Below are 21,210 nucleotides of genomic sequence, written 5' to 3'. Positions count from 1 at the left end.
AGCTCACTCGACGCGGATCCAGGTTTGCGTGCGCCCCAGCATGGGCATGCCGATGTAGCCGCGCACGTCGAGGCGCTTGCCCTCATCCACGGGCGTCAGCAGCACCTTGTAGGTCTTTCCGTCTTCGGGATCGAGAATCGTGCCGCCGTCCCAGCGGTTCTCGCCACTGGCGCTCTTCTTGACGCCGCGCAGGAGCTCGAGGCCGAGGATGGGCTTGTCCTTCCGATCGTCCGAGCACTTGTCGCAGGTGTCGCCGGCCTTGGCGTCGGGATCGAGGCGCTTCTCGATCCTGCCGCTCAGCGTGCCGCCGCTGTCCACGATGCGCACCAGCGAGCGCTCCTTCTTGGTCTTGTCGTCGATCGTCTTCCACAGGCCGACCGGGGTGGCCTGGGCGAAGGCGCTGGCGTGGGCGACCAGCACCAGGCCTGCGAGGACAGTCTTCAGCATGCGGCTCCTCCTGAGTTGTCGTGCGATCGGCATTGCATCAGAACAGCGACTCTTCGACGTCCATCATGGGCTTGGCCCCGGCACGCGCGGTGCGGATCAGGCTCGCGGTCTCGGGCAGCAGCTTGGCGAAGTAGAAGCGCGCGGTGGCCAGCTTGGCCTTGTAGAAGGGATCGCCCGATGCCGCCTTGGCGAGCGCCACCTTGGCCATGCGTGCCCAGAAGTACGCGAACACCAGGTGGCCGCAGACGCGCAGGTAGTCCACCGCCGCGGCTCCTACTTCGTCGGCGTTCTGGAACGCCTTCATGCCGATCTCGGTGGTCAGCTTGGTCACCTTCTCGCCGAGGTCGGCGAGCGGGTTCACGAACTCCTGCATCGCCTCGTCGACGCCCTCTTCCTCGACGAAATCGCGCACCAGCTTGCCGAACTTCTTCAGCTTGGCGCCGTTGTCGGCGAGCACCTTGCGGCCCAGCAGGTCGAGCGACTGGATCGTGTTGGTGCCCTCGTAGATCATGTTGATCCGGGCATCGCGCACGAACTGCTCCATGCCCCATTCCCTGATGTACCCATGGCCGCCGAACACCTGCATGCAATGCGACGTGGCGATCCATGCGTTGTCGGTGAGGAAGGCCTTGACGATCGGCGTGGCCAGCGCGACCAGGTCGGCGCCGTCCTTGCGCTCGTCCTCGTCGCTGGACGACAGCTCCTTGTCGATCTGCAGCGCCGTCCAGATGGCGAATGCGCGGCCGCCCTCGGCATAGGCGCGTGCGGTCAGCAGCATCTTGCGAACGTCGGGGTGCACGATGATGGGATCGGCCGGCTTGTCGGTCGCCTTGGCGCCGGACAGCGAGCGCATCTGGATGCGGTCCTTCGCGTACGCCGTCGCGTTCTGGTAGGCCACTTCGGTGAGGCCCAGCGACTGCATGCCCACACCCAGGCGCGCGGCGTTCATCATCACGAACATCGCCTGCAGGCCCTTGTTGGGCTCGCCCACCAGCGTGCCGATCGCGCCTTCGAGCACGATCTGCGCCGTGGCGTTGCCGTGGATGCCCATCTTGTGCTCCAGACCGCCGCAGTACACGCCGTTGCGTGCGCCGATCCTGCCTTCTGGCGTGACCAGGAACTTGGGCACGATGAACAGCGAGATGCCCTTGGAGCCTTGCGGCGCGTCCGGCAGGCGTGCCAGCACGAGGTGGACGATGTTCTCGGCCATGTCGTGCTCGCCTGCCGAAATGAAGATCTTGTTGCCGGTGATCCGGTAGGTGCCGTCGGCCTGCGGCTCGGCCTTGGTGCGCAGCAGGCCGAGATCGGTGCCGCAGTGAGCTTCGGTGAGGCACATCGTGCCGGTCCACTGCCCGCTGACCAGCCTGGGCAGATAGGTCTTCTTCTGCTCAGGCGTGCCGTGCGCATGCAGCGCCTCGTACGCGCCGTGCGAGAGGCCGGGGTACATGGTCCAGGCCTGGTTCGCCGAGTTCAGCATCTCGTACAGGCACTGGTTGACGACGATCGGCAAGCCTTGGCCGCCGTAGGCCGGATCGGCCGCCAGCGCCGGCCAGCCGCCCTCGATGTACTGCTGGTAGGCCTCCTTGAATCCCTTGGGCGTCGCCACTTCGTGCGTCGCGGGATCGAGCTTGCAGCCCTGCTCGTCGCCGATCTGGTTCAGCGGCGCGGTGACCTGCGAGGCGAACTTGCCGCCCTCCTCCAGCACGGCGTTGATCGTGTCGGCATCGATCTCCGCGTGCGCCGGCATCGCCTTCAGCTCGTCGACGACATTGAACAGCTCGTGCAGGACGAACTGCATGTCGCGCAACGGAGGGGTGTACTGGGCCATCGTGAAACTCCTTGTGGGAAGCGGATTCGGGTTATGAAGGTCAGCCGCGCGCCTTGCGCTGCGGCTTGGCAGTGCGCGGCGCACCGCTCAGGATCTGGTGGCCCGCAGGCGTGCCGTAGTGGCCGACGAGGCGCTCGAAGGCGGTCCGCACGCGCTCCATCGCGCCGGGATTGCGCAGGAAGCGGGCGTCGTGGTGCAGGGCGAGGATCAGACCGTGGAGCTCGAAGACGAGCTGCAGCGGATCCATGTCGGCGCGCAGATGGCCTTCCTCGACCGCGATGCGCACGGCGCGCTCCAGCGCCGACTGCCACGCCTGCACCATCGACACCAGCGCATCGCGCACCGGCCCGGGCCGGTCGTCGAACTCGACAGCGCCGCTGATGTAGATGCAGCCGGAATCGAGCTCGGCAGACACGCGCCGCACCCAGCGCTCGAACAGTCCCTTCAGGCGCGGCAGGCCACGCGCCTCGCGCATGGCGGGGAAGAAAACCTCTTCCTCGAACTTGGTGTGGTATTCGCGCACCACCGAGATCTGCAGCTCCTCGCGTGAGCCGAAGTGGGCGAAGACACCCGACTTGCTCATCTGCGTGACCTCCGCGAGCGCGCCGATCGAGAGGCCTTCGAGACCCATGTTGGCCGCGAGGCCGAGCGCAGCCTCGAGGATTGCGGCACGGGTCTGCTGGCCCTTCATCAGCGTGCGCTGCGGAGGATGCGAATCACGAAGGGAGGTGACGTTGGAGTCGCTCACGGCGCCGGGGCGTTGTGTCGCAACGCGGAATCGAACGATCGTTCTATTTTGCAGACTTCCGCCGCCTCGCGCAGGAGACCCACCTCCCTTTTTCTAGGCTTGCGTGCCTAGTGGGCGCCTGGCGGACGCCGGTTACGCGGGTTAACCCGTGCACGTTCGTGCCAAATGCACGCCCGTTGCCACGCCGCCTCGCAAGCCGCATGCCTATTGAGTCGCCGCCGCGGATTGATTACGCTCGCAGGAAGGAGTTTTGCGTGGAAGTTCTTCAACTCGACGTCTCCGGACGCCCGCAAGCGTGGATCTCGGCCAAGGAAGCGGCGTGCATCTACGCCAGCGACGGCATCGCCTGGACGCTGGGCAATGCGTTCTACGTGCTGCGCGGGGGCACGCAGCGGCGCACCGGAGTTCAGTCGCGCATCGAGGTGCATCCCATCATCGCGGTGCGCGGCGCAGTGCCCAGCCGCGCGTGGCGCCAGACCCCGGCGCTTTCCAACCCCAAGCTCTTCGCCCGGGACCGCCATGTCTGCGCCTACTGCGGTGGCCACTTCCATGTCGACGACCTCACGCGAGAGCACATCACGCCCACGTCGCGAGGCGGGCGCGACACCTGGATGAACTGCATCACCGCGTGCCGCCCGTGCAACGGCCGCAAGGGCAACCGCATGCCCGAAGAGGCGCACATGTCGCTGCTGTACCTGCCCTACGTGCCCAACCTGCACGAAGACATGATCCTGCGCGGCCGCCGCATCCTGGTCGACCAGATGGAGTTCCTGCTGGCCAGCGTGCCCCGGCACAGCCGGCTGCACGGCTGAGCCCATCCCTCCATCGGATCTTTACAAGCCTCGCGGAACTCGGTCAACGCAGCGAGTTCAATATTCGGTTGTGCGCGTCAACCGGCGCCGCACGCCAGTCGTTCGCTGAAGCACCCGATCCGAGGAGCCCGTCCATGAAGAAGCTGTTCGCCGCGTTGACCGTCGTCATCCTGGCCGCCTGCACCACCACCAGTCCCGATGTCATCCAGAAGGGCGATGCCCAGCGCCTGTCCCAGGTGCAGGACGGCACCGTGTTGTCGGTGCGGCCCGTCGTGGTCGAGGGCAACCAGAGCGGCGTGGGCGCAGCCGCCGGGGGCATCGCCGGCGGCGTGGCCGGCTCCAGCGTCGGCGGACGGCGCGAGTCCGCCGTGGTCGGCGTGCTCGGCGCCGTGGCCGGTGCGGTGGTCGGCAACGCGGTCGAGCGCATGAGCACCCGCGAAGACGCGGTCGAGATCCTGGTGCAGCTGCGCAACGGCGAGCGCCGCGCGATCGTCCAGGCCAAGGGCAACGAGACGCTCGCCCCGGGCGACGCGGTCATCCTCGTGTCCACCGGCGGCAAGACCCGCGTGTCGCGCGCCCCGGTCGTCGTGCCGGCAGGCTCGAAGAGCTGATCCGCGACATCCCTTTGCAGACAAGGCGCGCCCTGGCGCGCCTTGTCTTTTGGGCGTGCCGAACCGGTGATATCCAGGGGATTGAGGCGCTGCAGGGCGTGTGCTCAACTGCCCGCGCCTTCGGCCCACGACAACGAACGAGCCCGCGGTCGCCCCGTCGCCGGATCTGCTGCGCCGCGCTCGAGGAGATGAGATGGCTGCACCGGTCCTCTTCAAGCTGCGCGCCGCCGCCTTGCCCGCCGGCCCCCTGCCCCGCGCTTTCCAGGACAGCCAGCGCTCCGCCGGCATGGCCGAGGACGATCCCTTCGTTCCGCGGCGGCTGCTGAAGGTCGGGCAGGCATTCGACCTGTCCACCGCGGCACGCTCCACCGACGCCGGCCAGCGGCAGCACGACGTGGCGCCGGAAACCGGCGAGGTCGTCGTGCTCGAGCTGCCCGAAGGGGTCACCGTCATCACGCACCCCGACAACCTGCGCGAGACGTTGCAGCGCATCGATCCGCAAGCGGTCGATGCCGACGGGGCGATCGTCTTCGAGCGCGCGCTGCGCCCGCGAACCACCGCCATGCGCGGCAGCATCGGCGACGCGCTGGCCGATGGCCTGGGCTCCATCGTCTCGCGGGTCTACACGCTGACCGTCGGCCAGGCCGCCGATCCCATCATCGAAGCGGCCAAGCGCAAGGCCTGCGAATGGCTCGGCGTGAAGGCTGAAGACGGCATCGAGCAGTACGCCGAGCTGGGCGTCAGCTGGGCCGGCACGAAGGCGCTGATGTGGGCGATCGAAAGCCGCCTCAAGCGCGAGCCGGGCCTGTACCGCTTCGCCGACGGCGAGCTGGCCGAGCGCTTCGAGCCCGGCGACCCCAGGCTGAAAGCCGAAGCGGCGGGCGGTCCGTTGCTGGTGCTGATCCATGGCACAGGATCCAGCACCGCAGGCAGCTTCGATGCGCTGCAAAGCGCTTCGCACGCCTACTGGAAGGCCTTCGAGGACCGCTACGGCGATCGGGTGTTCGCGTTCGAGCATCGCACCTTGTCAGAGAGCCCGGTCGACAACGCGCTGCAGCTCGCTCGCGCCCTGCCCGAAGGCGCGACGGTGCACCTGGTGACGCACTCGCGCGGCGGGCTGGTCGGCGATCTGCTGTGCATCGAGAATTTCGAGGCGCTGATCGACGGCTATGCGCTCGATCGCGCCCAGCTCGGCGAAGAAGACCCGGCCGAGCGCGAGCGCATCCGCGGCGAACTGGTGAAGGCCCATGCGGAGCAGCGCAGCGCCTTGCACGAGCTGGCGGCGGAGCTGCGTCGCAAGAAGCCGCGCGTCGAGCGCTACGTTCGCGTCGCCTGTCCCGCGCGCGGCACGCGACTGGCCAGCGGCAACTTCGACGTCTTTCTCTCCGCCCTGCTGTCGCTGATGGGCTGGGTGCCGGCGTTCAAGGGCAACCCGATCTACTCCGCTTTCAAGCGGGTGGTGCTGGAGGTGGCGAAGAACCGCACCAAGCCGAACCTCGTCCCCGGCATCGAAGCCATGCTGCCCGGCTCCCCGATGGCCCGCTTCCTCGCCAGCGCCAAGGTGCAGGAAGGGCTCAGGCTGGCCGTCATCAGCGGCGACATCGAGGGCGGCGGCTGGCTCAAGCGGCTGGGGGTGCTGTTCACCGACTTCACCTTCTTCGACAGCACCGACAACGACCTCGTCGTCGACACCGACTCGATGACCGCCGGCGTGGCGCGGCCCGAAGGAACGCGGGTGCTGTTCGACCGGGGCCCCGAGGTCAGCCACTTCCGCTATTTCGTCAACGACGTCACGCGCACCGCGCTGCGCAGCTGGCTCACCGAGGCATCGGTCGAGCAGATCGAGGTGTTCAAGCCGCTGGCCGGCCTGGAGCATGTGCTGCCGGCGGCACGGCGCGAGCGCAGCCGGGGCGCTGCTGCGACAGCGGGCACCTTGCCCGTCGTCGTGTTCCTGCCCGGCATCATGGGCTCGCACCTCTGGCTGAACAAGCGTGAGCGGGTGTGGTTCGACATCGCGGCACTGGCGCTCGGCGGACTCGACAAGCTGCGCTTGCCCGCAAGCGGCAAGAAGGACCCGGTCGAGGCCGAGGCGCTGTTCGCCCAGTTCTACGGCGACCTGCACCGCCATCTGGAGTCGAGCCACCGCGTGGTTGCGTTCCCGTACGACTGGCGCCAGCCGCTGGACGTGCTGGCAGACCGCCTGGCCGCGACCCTTCGGCAGCAGCTGGACGCGACGCGCACGCCGCTGCAGCCGGTGCGCGTGCTGGCGCACAGCATGGGCGGCCTGGTGACACGCGCCATGATCCATCGCCACCCGCAACTGTGGGACGAGCTGATGCAGCGCCAGGGCGCCCGATTCGTGATGCTGGGCACGCCCAACCAGGGCTCGCACCTGATGGTCGAGGCGCTGATCGGCAAGTCGGACACGGTGCGCAAGCTGGGTGTGCTCGACCTCGAGCACGACCTGCAGGAGGTGGTCGACATCATCGCCGGCTTCCCCGGCGCATTGCAGCTGCTGCCCAAGCCTGGCTTCATCGACACCGGCGGCACGCAGAGCAGCGACTACTTCGATGCGGCCGTCTGGGGCGACTTCAAGAAGGACATGCGCGACCTCTGGTTCGGCGACGGCATAGGCGCACTGCCGTCGGCGGCCGTGCTCAAGCAGGCGCAATGGCTGTGGGCGCGCGATGGCAGCGCGCGCCCGGCATTGCCGGCCAGGCACGAGAAGAACGTCGCCTATGTCTTCGGCTGTGCCTCCAAGACGCCGTGCGGCATCACGCGCGAAGGCACCCGCTGGAAGATGCTCGGCACGCCGCACGGGGACGGCTCGGTCACCTGGGACTCCGGGCGCATCGACGGCATCGGGCAGTTCTTCTACATGCCGGCCGAACACGGCGCGCTGGCCGACACCTCCGACTACTTCGACTCGATCGCCGGCCTGCTCGACCGCGGCGAAGGCGGCATGCTGATGACCAGCCCGCCGGCGGTGCGCGGCACCGAGGAAGCGCCGCTCGTGGCCAGTTACGACGCCGGTCCGGCGCCGTACCCCACCGATGCCGAAGTCGCCGCCGGACTCTTCGGCGCCGGCAAGCGGCTGCGCTCGCGCGAGCGTCCCCGCGACGTGCTCAACGTGCGCGTGCGCGCCATGGACCTGCGCCAGGTCACGCAACCCATCCTGGTCGGCCACTACGAGCAGGACGCGATCTCCGGCCCCGAGGCACTCATCGACCGCCACATCGTGCACGGCGAGTTGACGGTGCGTCATCACCTCGGCCTCTATGCCGGCGCCATCGGCACCGCCAGCGCGGTGCTGCTGCGCAGCAGTCTGCAGGAGCGCCGTCGCGGCAGCATGCGCGGCGCCGTGGTGGCCGGCCTGGGCAAGTACGACGGCTCCCTCACCGTCGGCAAGCTCACCGAGGCGGTTCGCACCGCCGCGCTGCGCTACCTGGTCCACGTGCTGGACAGCGGCGCGGTCGCCGCGGGGCTGGAACAGGCTGAAGGCATCAGGCTGGCGACGCTGCTGATCGGCTACAACTCATCGGCCAACCTGAGCATCGCCGACTCGGTGCAGGCGCTGTTGAGCGGTGTCATCGATGCCAACCGGCACTTCGCGCAAACCACGAAGTCGCGCCTGCGCATCGTCTCGCTCGACATCGTCGAGATCTACCTCGATTCGGCCATCACCGCGACCTACGCGGCACGCCAGATCTCGCACGCGATGAACGCCGATCCCCGCATCCCGTGCCGCATCGACATGGACGCGCTGCTGCACCAGGGCGACGGCATGCGCCAGCGCCTGTTCGACGGCCGCGGCGGGACGTACTGGCCGCGGCTGATGATCACCGACGCCGACCGCGACGAGAGCGCCGCCGTGCAGACCCTCGCGCCCAGGCGCGCCCTCGCCGAACGCCTGCGCTATCTCTACCTCGGGCAGCGCGCCCGCGCCGAATCGGTGGTGCACCAGCGCCAGCCCCAGCTGGTGGAGAGCATCGTCGAGCGCCAGGTGATGGTGCAGCGCTACGACCCGGACTTCAGCCGCACGCTGTTCCAGCTGCTGGTGCCGCACGACTTCAAGGACGCGGCGCGGCAGATGCAGCAGATGGTGTTCGTGCTCGACGGTTACACCGCGAACCTGCCCTGGGAGCTGATGCTTGCCGACGACAAGCCGCTCGCCACGCGCACGGCGATGGTTCGCCAGCTCTCGTCGATGCAGTTCCGTGCGCGTGTCGGCCACACGATGGAGCGGCGCGCGTATGTCGTGGGCAATCCCTCGACCGAGGGCTTCTACAAGGCCTTTCCCGACCCGAAGCTCGGCGGGCTCACCGCGCTCGACGATCTGCCTGCTGCCGAGAAGGAAGCCGCCACCGTCACGGACAGCCTGGCGCGACATGGCTTCGAGGTGGAGCGCGTCATCGGCAGCCACCAGCCCGCGATCGAGGTGGTGAATCGGCTTTACCGGCATCCGTACCGCATCGTCCACGTCGCCGGACACGGCCTCTACGACGAGAACGCGGCCGACGACCGGGCGCGCAGCGGCGTGATGCTGTCCGACGGCCTCATGATCACCGCGGCCGAGATCGATGCGATGGAGATCGTGCCCGACCTCGTGTTCCTCAACTGCTGCCACCTCGGCAAGGTCGACCGCTCGCCCGTGGCGTTCAACAAGCTCGCCTACAGCGTGGCACGCCAGCTCATCGACATCGGCGTGCGTGCGGTCGTCGTGGCGGGCTGGGCCGTGGAAGACGCACCGGCGAGCCTCTTCGCCGAGACCTTCTACGACCGGCTGCTGGCCGACAACCTCACGTTCGGCGAGGCGGTGTTCCAGGCGCGCTGCGTCACCTGGGACCGCTATCCCGCGAGCATCACCTGGGGCGCATACCAGGCGTATGGCGATCCCGGCTGGCGGGCCGATCCCAAGGCCGATGCCCCGCCGCGTCGCGTGCAGACCGCCTGGGGCGGCGTGGCGCCGGAAGAGCTGCTCGACCGCATCGAGGCCGAACGGCAGGAGCTTCAGCGCCGCGGCGAAGCGCTGAGCGCGGGGGAGGCCCGGCGCCTGGTGACACGCGTGCAGCAATGGTTCGCCAATGCGCCGTCCCAATGGATGCAGCGGCCGGACCTGCTGAGCGCCCTGGGCGAGCTCTACGCCGACCTCGGACCGGACTATCTCGCGCTGGCCTGCGAGTGCTACCAGCGCGCGGTCATGGCCTCCGACCGCGACGGCAAGGTCCCGATCCGCGCGATCGAGCAGCTCGCGAACGCCGAAGCGCGGCTCGGCGACGCCACCGACGATGCCGGCCTGGTGGCCGCGGGCATCGACCGGCTGACCCAGCTCGTGCGCGTGACCGGCGGCACGCTGCCCGGCGCTTCGGCGCAGCAGACGATGCGCGACCAGGCGCCAGGACTCGCCAATGCCGAACGCGCCGGGCTGCTCGGCGGCGCGTGGAAATGCAAGGCCGCCGTGCATGCGCGTGCCTTCCTCGCCACCGGCAAGCAGACCGAGTTCACGCTGATGGCCGACGCGCTCGAGCACAGCAGCCAGGCCTACCAGGCGATGGCCAGCAAGCTCGGGGACAAGGACATCCGTCCGTACCAGACACTCAACTGGCTGTTCCTCTGGTCCTTGAGCGCGCAGCCCGACGAGCGCCTGGCGTACGTGGCCCACGCGCAGCGCTGCGCGGCGGCCGCCAACGCCGCATTCGCCGAGATGCCCGATGCCTACAACTCGACGATGGTGGCCGACGCGGCACTGGTCACCGCCTTGCTCGACGACTCGCTCGCCGCTGCGGCCAGCGGCAGCGACGCCGCGCTGGAAGGCCTGGTCGCCGGCTACGACGATGCGCTGCAGAGCGCGATCGTCACCCCGCGTGAGCGGGACTCGGTGGTCAAGCAGATCCGGCTGATGGCGCTGCTCCATCGCGCCTACGAGACGGCAGGCAGCGTGAGCGCGGCCAAGTCGGTGAGCGCGCGGCTCGACCTGCTGGCCGACCGGCTGAGCGTCGCCTCGGACGCCGACGCCCAGTTGCTGCTCCCTGTGCCCGAGACGAAGCCCGAGCGCGCGGCGCCGGCCAGGCGTGCGAGTCCACCGCGCAAGACGGCTCGCAAGACGACGCGCCGGAAGGCATGAGGCGACACGCACCGCGGCGGCCTGTGCGATCATGCCGGCCGTGACTGCGCGCCTTCTCCTCACCATCCGCCCCACCGCTTCCGCGCGGCCGGCGCGGGCGCGCCCGATTCGAATTCGCCGGGATCGCTGAGCTGCGGCTGGCCCGGTGCTCGGCGATCCGCCCCGATCCGCGCGGCGTCGCGCATCCGGCCGGCGCCGCCTTTCCCGCGTTCGATTGGAGATTGGCGAGATGACCTTCACCGCAACGGATGCGTTCGCGTCCGACTATCCCACCCTGGCCCAGGCCCGGCAGACCGCCGAGCGCCTGACCGGCCGCTACCTCGAGACACCCGTCTGGCGATGGCGCACCGGCGTCGTCGAGACGCTGAGCCCGGCCACCGAAGTCTGGCTCAAGCTCGAGCTCTTCCAGCGCACCGGCAGCTTCAAGCTGCGCGGCGCGCTCAACTGCATTGCGGCGCTCGATGCCGCCGCCTTGGCGCGCGGCGTCGTGGCCTGCAGCGCCGGCAATCACGCCGTCTCGGTCGCGTACGCCGCGCGGGCGGCGGGCACGCACGCCAAGCTGGCGATGCCGCGCCACGCCAGCCGGGCACGCATCGATGCCTGCCGTGCCGAAGGCGCCGAGGTGCTCCTCGCCGACACCATCCACGACGCTTTCGCGCTCGCGCAGCGGCTGGTGAGCGACGAAGGCCGCACGCTGGTGCATCCCTTCGAAGGTCCGCTGACGGCACAGGGGACGGCGACCATCGGCCTCGAACTGATGCGGCAGGTGCTGCGGCTCGACGCAGTCATCGTGCCGGTCGGCGGGGGCGGCCTCGCCGCCGGCGTGGCCGCGGCGGTGAAGCAGATCGAGCCCTCGTGCCGCGTCTACGGCGTCGAGCCGGCGGGCGCCGACGCGATGGCGCGCAGCTTCGAGTCTGGCCGGACCGAGAAGCTGGACCGGGTCGACACCGTGGCCGACAGCCTCGGCGCGCCCTACACCCTGCCCTACAGCTTCGCCGTGTGCCGGCGCTTCGTCGACGAGGTGGTGCGGGTGTCCGACACGCAGCTGCGCGAAGGCATGCGGCACCTGTTCAAGGACGTGAAGCTCGTCGCCGAACCCGCAGCCGCCGCCTCGACGGCGGCGCTGCTGGGTCCGCTGCGCGAGCGCCTCGACGGCAAGCGCGTCGCGTTGATCGTGTCCGGATCCAACATCGACGCGGAGCGCTTCGCGCAATTGCTCTCGTAGGGCGCCGGGCGCCCCGACGGCACGCCTACGCGCCGACGACCACGTGCTGTCCGTGAATGGACAGTGCGGCATCCGAAGCCAGGAAGCCGATGGTCTTCGCCGCGACCGCGGTCGACACCCATGCCGAGTGATCGGCGTTCGGCATCGACTCGCGGTTGGCCGGCGTGTCCATGATGGTCGGCGCGATGCTGTTGACGTTGATGCCCTTGGTGCGCACTTCCTGCGACAGCGCCTCGACGAGCCGCTGCAGCGCACTCTTGGACGCCACGTAGGCCGCCATCTGCGCCGCGCCGCGCACCGCCGAGCCGGCCGACACCGCGACGACCTTGCCGGCGCCGTCGCCGAGCATCTGCGGCACGAAGGCCCGGGTGACGGCGACGAAGGACCAGGCGTTGAGGTTCATCATTCGGTCCCAGGCGGCGCGGCTCAGGGCGTGCACCGGCTCGCCCATCTCGAAGCCGCCAGCCACATGGACCAGCACGTCGACGCGCCCGAGCGCCTGCTCGATGCGCACCGCGGCAGCCGCCATGCCGGCTTCGGACGTGACGTCGGCGGCGACCAGCTGGTGCGGCGACATGTCGGCGCGGCCGGCGAAGACGCTGCGCAGCCGGCCCTCGTCCTGATCGACCAGCGCGAGCTGCGCGCCCTCGTCGAGGAACTGCTGGGCGACCGCGCGGCCCAGGGCACCGGCGGCGCCGGTGATGACAACAGTGCGGGAAGTGGGTGTGTGGTTCATGCGGCCACTTTACTGCGCGGCCGCGGCGATTTTCACCGTCCGTTCGCCTGCCGCCACGCCGCGAAATCGTTGCGCGCCTGCTCCTCGGTCGGCGGATACAGGCCGAGGATGGAACGGCCCTTCATCACCTCCTCGGTGACGAAGTCCTCGAAGGCCGTCATCTCGGTCGCTTCGGCCGCGATCTCGTCGGCGAGATGCGCCGGAACGACGACGACCCCCTCCGCATCGCCGACGACGATGTCGCCCGGAAACACCGCAACATCGCCGCAGCCGATCGGCACGTCGATGTCCAGCGCCTGGTGCAGCGTGAGGTTGGTCGGTGCCGACGGCCGATGGTGGTAGGCGGGGATCGCCAGCCGCGCGATCTCCGGCGAATCGCGAAAGCCGCCGTCGGTGACCACGCCCGCCACGCCGCGCTTCATCAGGCGCGACACGAGGATGGAGCCGGCCGATGCGGCGCGCGCATCCTTGCGGCTGTCGATGACGAACACCGCGCCGGGCGGGCACTGCTCGACGGCCTTGCGCTGGGGATGCCCGTGGTCCTGGAACACGGTGATCGGGTTCAAGTCCTCGCGCGCCGGGATGTAGCGCAGCGTGTAGGCCGGGCCGACCATGTTCGGCAGGCCGGGGTTCAGCGGCCGCACGTCCTGGATGAACTGGTTGCGCAGGCCGCGCTTGAACAGCGCGGTGCACAGCGTCGCGGTGCTCACGCTCTGCAGCTGCTCGCGGGTCTTCGGATTCAAGGCAGGCTCCTTCAGAAGATGTCGGGCTCGCCGACCGGCGCGCCGAAGCCGGTCTCGAGGAAGTCGAAGTCGCAGCCCTCGTCCGCCTGCAGGATGTGACGCGAGAACATCCAGCCGTAGCCGCGCTCGAAACGCGGGGGCGGCGGCGTCCAGGCCGCGCGACGCCGCGCCAGCTCCTCGTCGCTCACCTCGAGCTGGATGCGGCGTCCCGGCACGTCGACCGTGATGCGGTCGCCGGTCTTCACCAGCGCCAGCGGCCCGCCGACATGCGACTCGGGCGCGACGTGCAGGATGCAGGCGCCGTAGCTGGTGCCGCTCATGCGCGCGTCGGAGATGCGCACCATGTCGCGCACGCCCTGCTTCACGAGCTTGGTGGGAATCGGCAGCATGCCCCACTCCGGCATGCCGGGTCCGCCTTGCGGCCCGGCATTGCGCAGCACGAGGACGTGGTCGGCCGTGACCTCGAGCGTGTCGTCGTCGACCGCGGCCTTCATGCTCGGATAGTCGTCGAACACCAGCGCCGGGCCGGTGTGCTGCAGCAAGCCTGGCGCACACGCGCTCGGCTTGATCACGCACCCGTCGGGGGCCAGGTTGCCGCGCAGCACGGCCAGCGCGCCTTCGGCATAGATCGGGTCGGCAAGCGGCCGGATGACGTCGTCGTTGTGCACCTGGGCCGAGGCGATGTTGTCGCCCAGCGTTCGGCCCGTCACCGTCATCGCGCCCAGCCGCAGGTGGCCGGTGAGCCGGCTCATCAGTCCCGGCAGGCCGCCCGCGTAGTAGAAGTCTTCCATCAGGTAGGTGTCGCCGCTCGGCCGGATGTTGGCGATGACGGGCACCTGGCGGCTCGCCGCGTCGAAATCGTCGAGGCCCACCTCGCAGCCGGCGCGCCGCGACATCGCGACGACATGGATGATGGCGTTGGTGGAGCAGCCCATCGCCATCGCGACGACGATGGCGTTGTGGAAGGAGTCGCGCGACAGCACCCGGGCCGGCTTGAGATCGTCCCACACCATGTCGACGATGCGCCGGCCGCACTCGGCGCCCATGCGCGCATGGTTGGCGTCGGGCGCGGGGATGGCCGATGCGCCGGGCAGCGTCATGCCGAGCGCCTCGGCGATGCCCATCATCGTCGCGGCCGTGCCCATCGTCATGCAGGTGCCGTGGCTGCGCGCGATGCCGCCCTCCACGCCGGTCCACTCGGCCGGGCCGATGCGCCCGGCGCGCCGCTCGTCCCAGAACTTCCACGCGTCGGAGCCGGAGCCGAGCACCTGGCCCTTGTAGTTCCCGCGCAGCATGGGTCCGGCCGGCAGGTAGATGCACGGCAGGCCGGCGCTGAACGCGCCCATCAGCAGGCCGGGCGTGGTCTTGTCGCAGCCGCCCATCAGCACCGCGCCGTCGACCGGATGGCTGCGCAGCAGCTCCTCGGTCTCCATCGCGAGCAGGTTGCGGTAGAGCATGGTCGTCGGCTTGACGAAGGCCTCCGCCAGCGAGATGGCAGGCAGCTCGATCGGGAAGCCACCCGCCTGGTACACACCGCGCTTGACGTCCTCCACGCGCTGCTTGAAGTGGCCGTGGCACGGATTGATGTCGGACCAGGTGTTGACGATGGCGATCAGCGGGCGGCCGGCCCAGTCGGCGGGCGCGTAGCCCATCTGCATGATGCGCGAGCGGTGGCCGAAGGAGCGCAGGTCATCGGGCGCGAACCAGCGCGCGCTGCGCAGGCTTTCGTAAGGACGGCGGGACATGGCGGCGGTCGGCAGGGCCGTTCGGGATGCGTGTCCGCCAGTGTAGGAGCAGCCCAGGGTGGTAACGCCGCGACACCCACCCCGACCCTCTCCCGCAAGCCGGGAGAGGGGGCCCGGGCTCAGAATGGCCAGCTGCTTCCGTTCGCCTCAAAGAGGATCGATATTCAATGACTTTCACTGGTCCACTTTCCTCCGAGCCCCTGGCGCGCGCGAGCGCCCTCCTCGCCGGCGGTCGCCGGCTGCTGGGCCTGGTCGGAGCGCCGGGCAGCGGCAAGTCGACGTTGGCGCAAGCGCTCGCCGCCGCGTTTCCCGGCCGGGCGGTGATCGTGCCGATGGACGGCTTCCACCTGGCCCAGGCCGAACTCGAGCGGCGCGGACTGGCTTCGCGCAAGGGCGCGCCGGAGACCTTCGACGCAGCCGGCTACGTGGCCTTGCTGCGCCGCCTGCGGTCTCCGGCGGCCGGCGAGACCGTCTACGCGCCGGAATTCCGTCGCGAGATCGAGGAGCCCATCGCCGGCGCCATCGCCGTCGAGGCACGCCTCCCGCTCGTCATCACCGAGGGCAACTACCTGCTGCTCGACACCGAGCCCTGGCGCCAGGTGCGCCCCCTGCTGGACGAAGCGTGGTACGTCGAGGTCGACGAGGACCTGCGCCGCGAGCGGCTGGTGCAGCGGCACATGGCGTTCGGCCGCAGTCGCGACGCCGCGCTCCAGTGGGTGCAGCACACGGACGAGCCGAATGCGCGCCTCGTGGCCGCGAGCCGCCAGCGTGCCGACGTGACGATCGCCGTGGGGTGAGCGGCTCAGCCGGCGTTGGTCAGCACCTCGATGCGGTGGCCGTCGAGATCGAGGAAGAGTGCGCCGAAGTACGTGGGGCTGATGTCCGGCCGCTCGCGCGGCGCGGACATCGAGGGCGCCGATGCGGCGAGAGCCGCGTCGTGCGCCGCCCTCACCTCGGCGCGCGACGCGGCGCCGAACGCGACGTGCATGCCGCGAGCCACGGCCTGCTCGCCTTCGGCCACCGGGTAGAGGAAGAACGACCAGTGCGCGGGCACGCCGAACGAAGCTTCGGCGCCGGTGTCGCGCAGCAGTTCCAGTCCCAGCGGCGCCAGCACGCGGCGATAGAAGTCGACGGACTCGGCATAGCGCGTCGTGCCGAGGGAAACATGATCGATCACGGGAACTCCTCAAGGTCTTGTCGATAATCGCGAGCGCCCCAGTTTGTGCGGCGGCACGGTGCGCCCGGCCGCGAATCCACCCCCCTTTCCCGCGGCGAAGCCGCATCCAGCCGGCCGTGCATGCGGCGCTCCTGCCTCGATGGAACTCGACGCCTTCGACCGCCAGATCCTCGACCTGTACCAGCGCGACACCCGCGTGCCCAGCGAGCGAATGGGCGCCCAGGTGGGCCTGTCGGCCGCGGCCGTGCAACGGCGCCTGAAGCGACTGCGCGAAAACGGCGTCATCGTGGCCGAGACGGCTTCGCTCGATTGCCGCCGGCTCGGCCTGGGCGTCACGGCGATCGTGCAGGTCGACCTGGTCGACGAGTCGGCGCGCGCGGCGCAGGCCTTTTGCGACAAGGTGACCGCACGCGGCGAAGTGCAGCAGTGCTACGGCGTCACTGGCGCCGCCGACTACGTGCTGGTGGTGATCGTGTCGGACCTGGAGGCCTACGACGCCTTCTGCGAGGCCTGCCTGCTGCACGACGCCAACGTGCGGAGCTTCACCACGCAGATCGTGCTCGACGCAGTCAGGCGCGGCGGGCCGCTGCAGATTCCGAAGGCATGACCACGCACGCGATGCCGCCGAGGATTGCCGCCGAGGCCACGACCAGCCGCAGCGTCGGCGCTTCGCCGAGGAACACGATGCCGCCGAGTGCCGCGATCATCGGCACGCTCAGCTGCGCGGTGGCCGCCGTGCTCACCTTGAGGCGCGGCAGCACCGCGTACCAGACGATGTAGCCGAGCGCGGACGCCAGCGCACCCGAGGCGATCGCGAAGGCCACGCCGCGGGCGTCGAGCGAAGCCCACGGGAGCGTGGCCACGCTCAGCACCGCGGTCGGCACGACGGCGCGCAGGAAATTGCCAGCCGTCACCCGCGTCGGATCGCCGCTGCCCTTGCCGCGCAGGGTGTAGATGCCCCACGCCGCGCCCGCGGCCAGCATGAGCAGCGAGCCCTGCAGCGGGGGCGCCGACAGGCCGGGCAGCAGAAGGCCGATCAGTCCCGTGACGGCCAGCACGAAGCCGAAGAGCTGGCGCGCACGCAGCCTTTCGCCCATCCACCAGCCGTAGCCGATCATGGTGGCCTGCACCGCGCCGAACAGCAGCAAGGCGCCCGTCGCCGCCGTGAGCGAAACGTAGGCCCACGAGAACAGGACGGCGTAGGCGAACAGCGCCAGCGCCGATCGCCAGTTGCCCGCCGGGCCGGCTTGCGCAGCGCGCGAGCGCGCGAGGAGCCACAGCACCAGCGCGCCGGAGACGAGCCGCACCGACGTGAAGCTCGCCGGATCGATGGCGGTGTGCTTGAGCGCCACGCGGCACAGCAGCGAATTGCCGGCGAAGGCGACGAGCGCCAGCAGGGTGAGGGTGAAGACGCGCGCGCGGGTCATCGCAGGCGCGGATTATCGGCGTGGCTTGCCGATCGTCCGCACGGCGCGGTCGACATCGATGTGACGGCCAGCGAAAAAGAACGGCCGTCGTGATAATCACGGCCACCCATGCGCATCCTGATCGTCGAAGACGAACCGAAAACCGCGGCGTACATCCGCAAAGGACTGACCGAGCACGCGTTCGTCGTCGACGTGGCCGGCAACGGCCTCGACGGGCTGCACCTGGCCACCTCGACGCCCTACGACCTCATCGTGCTGGACGTCATGCTGCCGGGGGCCGACGGCTGGTCCGTGCTGCGCGGCATCCGCCGGGAGCTCGAGACGCCGGTGTTCTTCCTCAGCGCGCGCGACGAGGTGCAGGACCGCGTGAAGGGTTTGCAGCTCGGCGCCGACGACTACCTCATCAAGCCCTTCGCGTTCTCCGAGCTGCTGGCGCGCATCCAGAGCATCTTGCGGCGCGGCTCCGGCCGGCCCGCCAGCGTGGTGCGCATCGCCGACTTCGAGATGGACTTCACGCGCCGCCGGGTGAGCCGCGCGGGGCGGCGCATCGACCTGTCGGCCCGCGAGTACACGCTGCTCGACTACTTCGCGCGCCACATCGGCCAGGCGGTGTCGCGCACCCTGATCGCCGAGCATGTGTGGGACATGAACTTCGACAGCGACACCAACGTCGTCGACGTCGCGGTGCGCCGCCTGCGCGCCAAGCTGGACGACCCGTTCTCCACCAAGCTGATCCACACCATCCGCGGCGTCGGCTACATCTTCGAAGCGCGCGACTGACGATGTCCCTGTCGATGCCGCGCCGCTGGCTGGCCGCGCTGCGAGGCTCGATGAGCGCGCAGATCAGCGTGGCGATCACGCTGGTGTCCGTTCTGCTCGTCGCGAGCAGCAACTGGCTGGTGCTGCGCATGACCACGCAGGAGCTGCGCCAGGGCAGCGAGATGGTCATGCTGGCCAACATCGCCTTCCTGCACGAAGACCTCACCGCCTCCGGCTTCGAGATCGAAAGCGTGGCGCACGCGCTGGCCAATCGCATCGAAGCGCAGCTCGGCAGCCTGCATGTCGCCCTGCTCGACGAGCAGCGGCGCGTGATCGCCGCATCGGACTACTTCCAGGTGCCGATCTCGGCGCTGCCTCGGGAGGCGCTGCGCATCGGCGACCTGCCGACCGGCGTGACCCACGAGAAGGTCCAGGCGCTGCAGCGTCGCCTGGGCCCGCTGACGACGATGTGGAAGGCCCCCGATGGGCGCGTCTTCCGCTTGATGCTGTGCCGGGTGACGGTGCCCGAGCAGTTCCCCGCCGCGACGCAGGGCCCCGTGCTCGTGGCTCTCGCGTTCGAGCTCTCGCATGCGCGCGACGTCGTCGTGCACGGCTGGAAGGTGCTCATCGTGGCGCTGGTGCTGAGCGCGGCGGCCGCCGCCGTGATCGGCGTGTCGATCGCGAACCGCATCGTCATCGTCGCCCGGCGCCTGGGCACCGCCGCCAGCCGCATCAGCGGGCACGCGCTGCACGAGAGGCTCAGGCTCGACCGCACACCGACCGAGCTGCTCGAGTCGGGCGAGGCCTTCAATCGCATGCTCGACCGGCTGGAGGCGGCCTTCAAGCGCCTGTCGGAATTCTCGTCCGACCTGGCGCACGACCTGCGCACGCCCATCAACAACCTGCTCGGTGAAGCACAGGTCACGCTGTCGCGCCCGCGCAGCGCCGAGGAATACCGGGCCGCGCTGGAGTCGGCCGTCGAGGACTACGAGCGCATTTCCCGGCTGATCGAGAACATGCTGTTCCTGGCGCGCGCCGAGGATGCGCAGGCCTCCATTCACCGCGAGTGGATCGACCTGCGCACGGCGTCCGAGCGGGTGCGCGACTACTTCGAGGGCCTGGCCGACGAGCGGGGCGTGTCGCTCGGATGCGAGCTGCGCGGCGACGATGCCGCGCATCACCGCGTGTGGGCCGACAAGACCCTGCTGCTGCGCGCCGTCAGCAACCTGATCTCGAACGCGCTGCGCTATGCGCCGCGCGGCACCAGCGTCCTGCTGTGCGCGACCAGCCACGAGGGCGGCGCCTGCACCCTCGAAGTCTCCAACGAAGGACCCGCCATTGCGCCGAAGGACCAGCCACGCCTGTTCGACCGGCTGTTTCGCGTCGACGCTTCGCGCGAAGGCTCGGGATCCGGGCTCGGGCTGGCGATCGTGAAGTCGATCATGGACCTGCACGGCGGCGATGCCGCCGTGCGCAGCCACCCGGGCGAGCGCACGGCGTTCTCGCTGCGGTTCCCCGGTCCCGGGCCCGCCGAGGCCTGAGCCGACAGAGCGATTGCAGCAACGAAGGCACGGCCGCGTCCTGTTTGGGGGGCGTCATGCATGCGCGAGGGTCCCGGCTCTCGCATCGCCGGTGCCGGCCGCAGCCCTCGCTCCATACCCTTCCCGCATGTCCTTGCTCATGAAGGACATGGACATGTCCGGAATCAACTCACTAAGGAAGACTATGAAGCAATTCGCTGCAGTGGCCGTGCTCGCCGCCGTCTCCGCGTCTGCCAGCGCCCAGTCCTCGGTCACGCTGTTCGGCATCGTGGACGCCTCGGCCCGCTACGTGAAGAACGGGGACCTTAGCGTCAAGTCGCTCGCCTCCAACGGCGCCAACACCAGCCGCCTGGGCGTGCGCGGCACCGAAGACCTCGGAGGCGGCCTGAAAGCCGGCTTCTGGCTCGAGACCGGGATCAATCCCGACACCGGCACCACCTCCGACGCCGCCCGCTTCTGGAATCGGCGCTCGACGGTGAGCCTGAGCAGCGCCAGCCTCGGTGAGCTGCGCCTGGGCCGCGACTTCACGCCGACCTACACCGGCTTCTCGGACTACGACGCGTTCGGCACCAACGGCGTCGCGGCTGCCGACAAGTTCTCCTCGACGCTGGGCACGGCGGTCGACACGCGCACGCGCGCCGACAACATCGTCAGCTACTTCGCGCCGTCCGGCCTCGGCGGCTTCTATGGCCAGGTGTCGGTGGCCGCGGGCGAAGGCGTGGTCGGCAAGAAGTACGTCGGCGGCCGCGCCGGCTATGCCGCCGGGCCGCTGGACGTGTCGGTGTCGCTCGGCCAGACCGAGGTGGCGCCGAACGCCGCCGGCGAGGACAAGTACAAGGTCGCCGAATTCGGCGCCTCGTACGACTTCGGCGTCGCCAAGCTGCTGGGCTACTACAGCCAGCAGAAGTACGCCGACCTGAAGCTCGCCGTCGCCAACATCGGCGCGCTGGTGCCGCTGGGCCAGGGCACGGTGCGGGTGTCGTACATCCGGGCCAACGCCTCCGGCGTGAACGGCGCCGGTGTCGACACCGAGAACAACGACGCGAACCAGCTCGCCATCGGCTACGTGTACGACCTGTCCAAGCGCACGGCCCTGTACACCACCTACGCACGCGTCAACAACAAGGGCGCGGCAGCCTTCGCCGTCGATTCGAATCCCGCGCTGCCGGCCGGCAAGGATTCGACCGGCTTCGAGCTGGGCATCCGCCACCGCTTCTGACCGGCGTTACGCCGGCGCGACATCGATCGCGCATTCGAGGGGGCTGCGTCCGCAAGGGTGCAGCCCCT

The 21,210-nt window shown here is 69.7% G+C and carries 17 protein-coding genes; 9 read left to right on the top strand and 8 right to left on the bottom strand.

Annotation, left to right across the window (positions count from 1 at the left end):
* Positions 1–3: 3 nt before the first annotated feature.
* The 3 genes from P7V53_RS05245 to P7V53_RS05235 are packed head-to-tail and all read right to left on the bottom strand — an operon-like array spanning position 4 to position 2,966.
* Positions 4–447: a DUF2147 domain-containing protein gene (locus P7V53_RS05245; protein ID WP_280154427.1), complete on the bottom strand. Its 444-nt coding sequence runs from the start codon at positions 445–447 to the stop codon at positions 4–6.
* A 37-nt stretch (positions 448–484) separates the two neighbouring features.
* Complete coding sequence (locus tag P7V53_RS05240; protein ID WP_280154426.1) at positions 485–2,275, bottom strand: acyl-CoA dehydrogenase C-terminal domain-containing protein; 1,791 nt, start codon at positions 2,273–2,275, stop codon at positions 485–487.
* 40 nt (positions 2,276–2,315) lie between these two features.
* Positions 2,316–2,966, bottom strand: a complete 651-nt coding sequence (locus P7V53_RS05235; protein ID WP_280156439.1) for a TetR/AcrR family transcriptional regulator — start codon at positions 2,964–2,966, stop codon at positions 2,316–2,318.
* Positions 2,967–3,277: 311 nt separating this feature from the next.
* On the opposite strand from P7V53_RS05235, the gene P7V53_RS05230 reads away from it, so the two are divergent.
* The 4 genes from P7V53_RS05230 (at position 3,278) to P7V53_RS05215 (ending at position 11,795) form a co-directional block, all read left to right on the top strand.
* On the top strand, positions 3,278–3,835 hold the full coding sequence (locus tag P7V53_RS05230) for an HNH endonuclease (protein ID WP_280154425.1): 558 nt from the start codon (positions 3,278–3,280) through the stop codon (positions 3,833–3,835).
* 134 nt (positions 3,836–3,969) lie between these two features.
* Positions 3,970–4,446, top strand: a complete 477-nt coding sequence (locus tag P7V53_RS05225; RefSeq protein ID WP_280154424.1) for a glycine zipper 2TM domain-containing protein — start codon at positions 3,970–3,972, stop codon at positions 4,444–4,446.
* Positions 4,447–4,639: 193 nt separating this feature from the next.
* On the top strand, positions 4,640–10,570 hold the full coding sequence (locus tag P7V53_RS05220) for a CHAT domain-containing protein (RefSeq protein ID WP_280154423.1): 5,931 nt from the start codon (positions 4,640–4,642) through the stop codon (positions 10,568–10,570).
* 229 nt (positions 10,571–10,799) lie between these two features.
* Complete coding sequence (locus tag P7V53_RS05215) at positions 10,800–11,795, top strand: pyridoxal-phosphate dependent enzyme (protein ID WP_280154422.1); 996 nt, start codon at positions 10,800–10,802, stop codon at positions 11,793–11,795.
* A 25-nt stretch (positions 11,796–11,820) separates the two neighbouring features.
* Here P7V53_RS05215 and P7V53_RS05210 read toward each other — a convergent pair whose 3' ends face one another.
* The 3 genes from P7V53_RS05210 to araD are packed head-to-tail and all read right to left on the bottom strand — an operon-like array spanning position 11,821 to position 15,019.
* Positions 11,821–12,531 (bottom strand): SDR family oxidoreductase, encoded by a 711-nt coding sequence (locus P7V53_RS05210; RefSeq protein WP_280154421.1) that lies wholly within the window; start codon positions 12,529–12,531, stop codon positions 11,821–11,823.
* 32 nt (positions 12,532–12,563) lie between these two features.
* Positions 12,564–13,274: a ribonuclease activity regulator RraA gene (locus tag P7V53_RS05205; protein WP_280154420.1), complete on the bottom strand. Its 711-nt coding sequence runs from the start codon at positions 13,272–13,274 to the stop codon at positions 12,564–12,566.
* Positions 13,275–13,285: 11 nt separating this feature from the next.
* On the bottom strand, positions 13,286–15,019 hold the full coding sequence (araD, locus tag P7V53_RS05200; protein WP_280154419.1) for an L-arabinonate dehydratase: 1,734 nt from the start codon (positions 15,017–15,019) through the stop codon (positions 13,286–13,288).
* Between the two features lie 167 nt (positions 15,020–15,186).
* On the opposite strand from araD, the gene P7V53_RS05195 reads away from it, so the two are divergent.
* Complete coding sequence (locus P7V53_RS05195) at positions 15,187–15,816, top strand: nucleoside/nucleotide kinase family protein (protein ID WP_280154418.1); 630 nt, start codon at positions 15,187–15,189, stop codon at positions 15,814–15,816.
* Positions 15,817–15,821: 5 nt separating this feature from the next.
* On the opposite strand, the gene P7V53_RS05190 is transcribed toward P7V53_RS05195, so the two are convergent.
* Positions 15,822–16,196 carry a VOC family protein gene (locus tag P7V53_RS05190; protein ID WP_280154417.1) on the bottom strand — a complete coding sequence of 125 codons (375 nt, stop codon included), beginning with the start codon at positions 16,194–16,196 and terminating at the stop codon, positions 15,822–15,824.
* A 139-nt stretch (positions 16,197–16,335) separates the two neighbouring features.
* On the opposite strand from P7V53_RS05190, the gene P7V53_RS05185 reads away from it, so the two are divergent.
* Entirely contained in the window at positions 16,336–16,803 is a 468-nt protein-coding gene (locus P7V53_RS05185; protein ID WP_280154416.1) for an Lrp/AsnC family transcriptional regulator, read from the top strand.
* Here the strand turns inward: P7V53_RS05185 and P7V53_RS05180 are convergent.
* On the bottom strand, positions 16,766–17,623 hold the full coding sequence (locus tag P7V53_RS05180; protein WP_280154414.1) for a DMT family transporter: 858 nt from the start codon (positions 17,621–17,623) through the stop codon (positions 16,766–16,768). The genes P7V53_RS05185 and P7V53_RS05180 overlap by 38 nt on opposite strands.
* Positions 17,624–17,731: 108 nt before the next feature.
* On the opposite strand from P7V53_RS05180, the gene P7V53_RS05175 reads away from it, so the two are divergent.
* From P7V53_RS05175 to P7V53_RS05165, 3 genes are all read left to right on the top strand, one after another.
* Positions 17,732–18,403, top strand: coding sequence for a heavy metal response regulator transcription factor (locus tag P7V53_RS05175; protein ID WP_280154413.1), 672 nt, complete (start codon positions 17,732–17,734; stop codon positions 18,401–18,403).
* A gap of 2 nt (positions 18,404–18,405) precedes the next feature.
* Positions 18,406–19,923 (top strand): heavy metal sensor histidine kinase, encoded by a 1,518-nt coding sequence (locus tag P7V53_RS05170; RefSeq protein WP_280154411.1) that lies wholly within the window; start codon positions 18,406–18,408, stop codon positions 19,921–19,923.
* A gap of 184 nt (positions 19,924–20,107) precedes the next feature.
* On the top strand, positions 20,108–21,142 hold the full coding sequence (locus P7V53_RS05165; protein WP_280154410.1) for a porin: 1,035 nt from the start codon (positions 20,108–20,110) through the stop codon (positions 21,140–21,142).
* The last annotated feature ends 68 nt before the right edge of the window (positions 21,143–21,210 follow it).

Origin of the sequence: Piscinibacter sp. XHJ-5 (genome assembly GCF_029855045.1) — a bacterium.
Lineage (GTDB): Bacteria > Pseudomonadota > Gammaproteobacteria > Burkholderiales > Burkholderiaceae_C > Albitalea.
This window is presented reverse-complemented; position numbering and strand designations above follow the sequence as displayed.

Coding starts and splice junctions, on each gene's coding strand:
- P7V53_RS05240 (WP_280154426.1), bottom strand. CDS start 2,275: ATGGCCCAGTACACCCCTCCGTTGCGCGACATGCAGTTCGTCCTGCAC.
- araD (WP_280154419.1), bottom strand. CDS start 15,019: ATGTCCCGCCGTCCTTACGAAAGCCTGCGCAGCGCGCGCTGGTTCGCG.
- P7V53_RS05215 (WP_280154422.1), top strand. CDS start 10,800: ATGACCTTCACCGCAACGGATGCGTTCGCGTCCGACTATCCCACCCTG.
- P7V53_RS05225 (WP_280154424.1), top strand. CDS start 3,970: ATGAAGAAGCTGTTCGCCGCGTTGACCGTCGTCATCCTGGCCGCCTGC.
- P7V53_RS05175 (WP_280154413.1), top strand. CDS start 17,732: ATGCGCATCCTGATCGTCGAAGACGAACCGAAAACCGCGGCGTACATC.
- P7V53_RS05210 (WP_280154421.1), bottom strand. CDS start 12,531: ATGAACCACACACCCACTTCCCGCACTGTTGTCATCACCGGCGCCGCC.
- P7V53_RS05165 (WP_280154410.1), top strand. CDS start 20,108: ATGAAGCAATTCGCTGCAGTGGCCGTGCTCGCCGCCGTCTCCGCGTCT.
- P7V53_RS05220 (WP_280154423.1), top strand. CDS start 4,640: ATGGCTGCACCGGTCCTCTTCAAGCTGCGCGCCGCCGCCTTGCCCGCC.
- P7V53_RS05245 (WP_280154427.1), bottom strand. CDS start 447: ATGCTGAAGACTGTCCTCGCAGGCCTGGTGCTGGTCGCCCACGCCAGC.
- P7V53_RS05180 (WP_280154414.1), bottom strand. CDS start 17,623: ATGACCCGCGCGCGCGTCTTCACCCTCACCCTGCTGGCGCTCGTCGCC.
- P7V53_RS05185 (WP_280154416.1), top strand. CDS start 16,336: ATGGAACTCGACGCCTTCGACCGCCAGATCCTCGACCTGTACCAGCGC.
- P7V53_RS05195 (WP_280154418.1), top strand. CDS start 15,187: ATGACTTTCACTGGTCCACTTTCCTCCGAGCCCCTGGCGCGCGCGAGC.
- P7V53_RS05170 (WP_280154411.1), top strand. CDS start 18,406: ATGTCCCTGTCGATGCCGCGCCGCTGGCTGGCCGCGCTGCGAGGCTCG.
- P7V53_RS05235 (WP_280156439.1), bottom strand. CDS start 2,966: ATGAAGGGCCAGCAGACCCGTGCCGCAATCCTCGAGGCTGCGCTCGGC.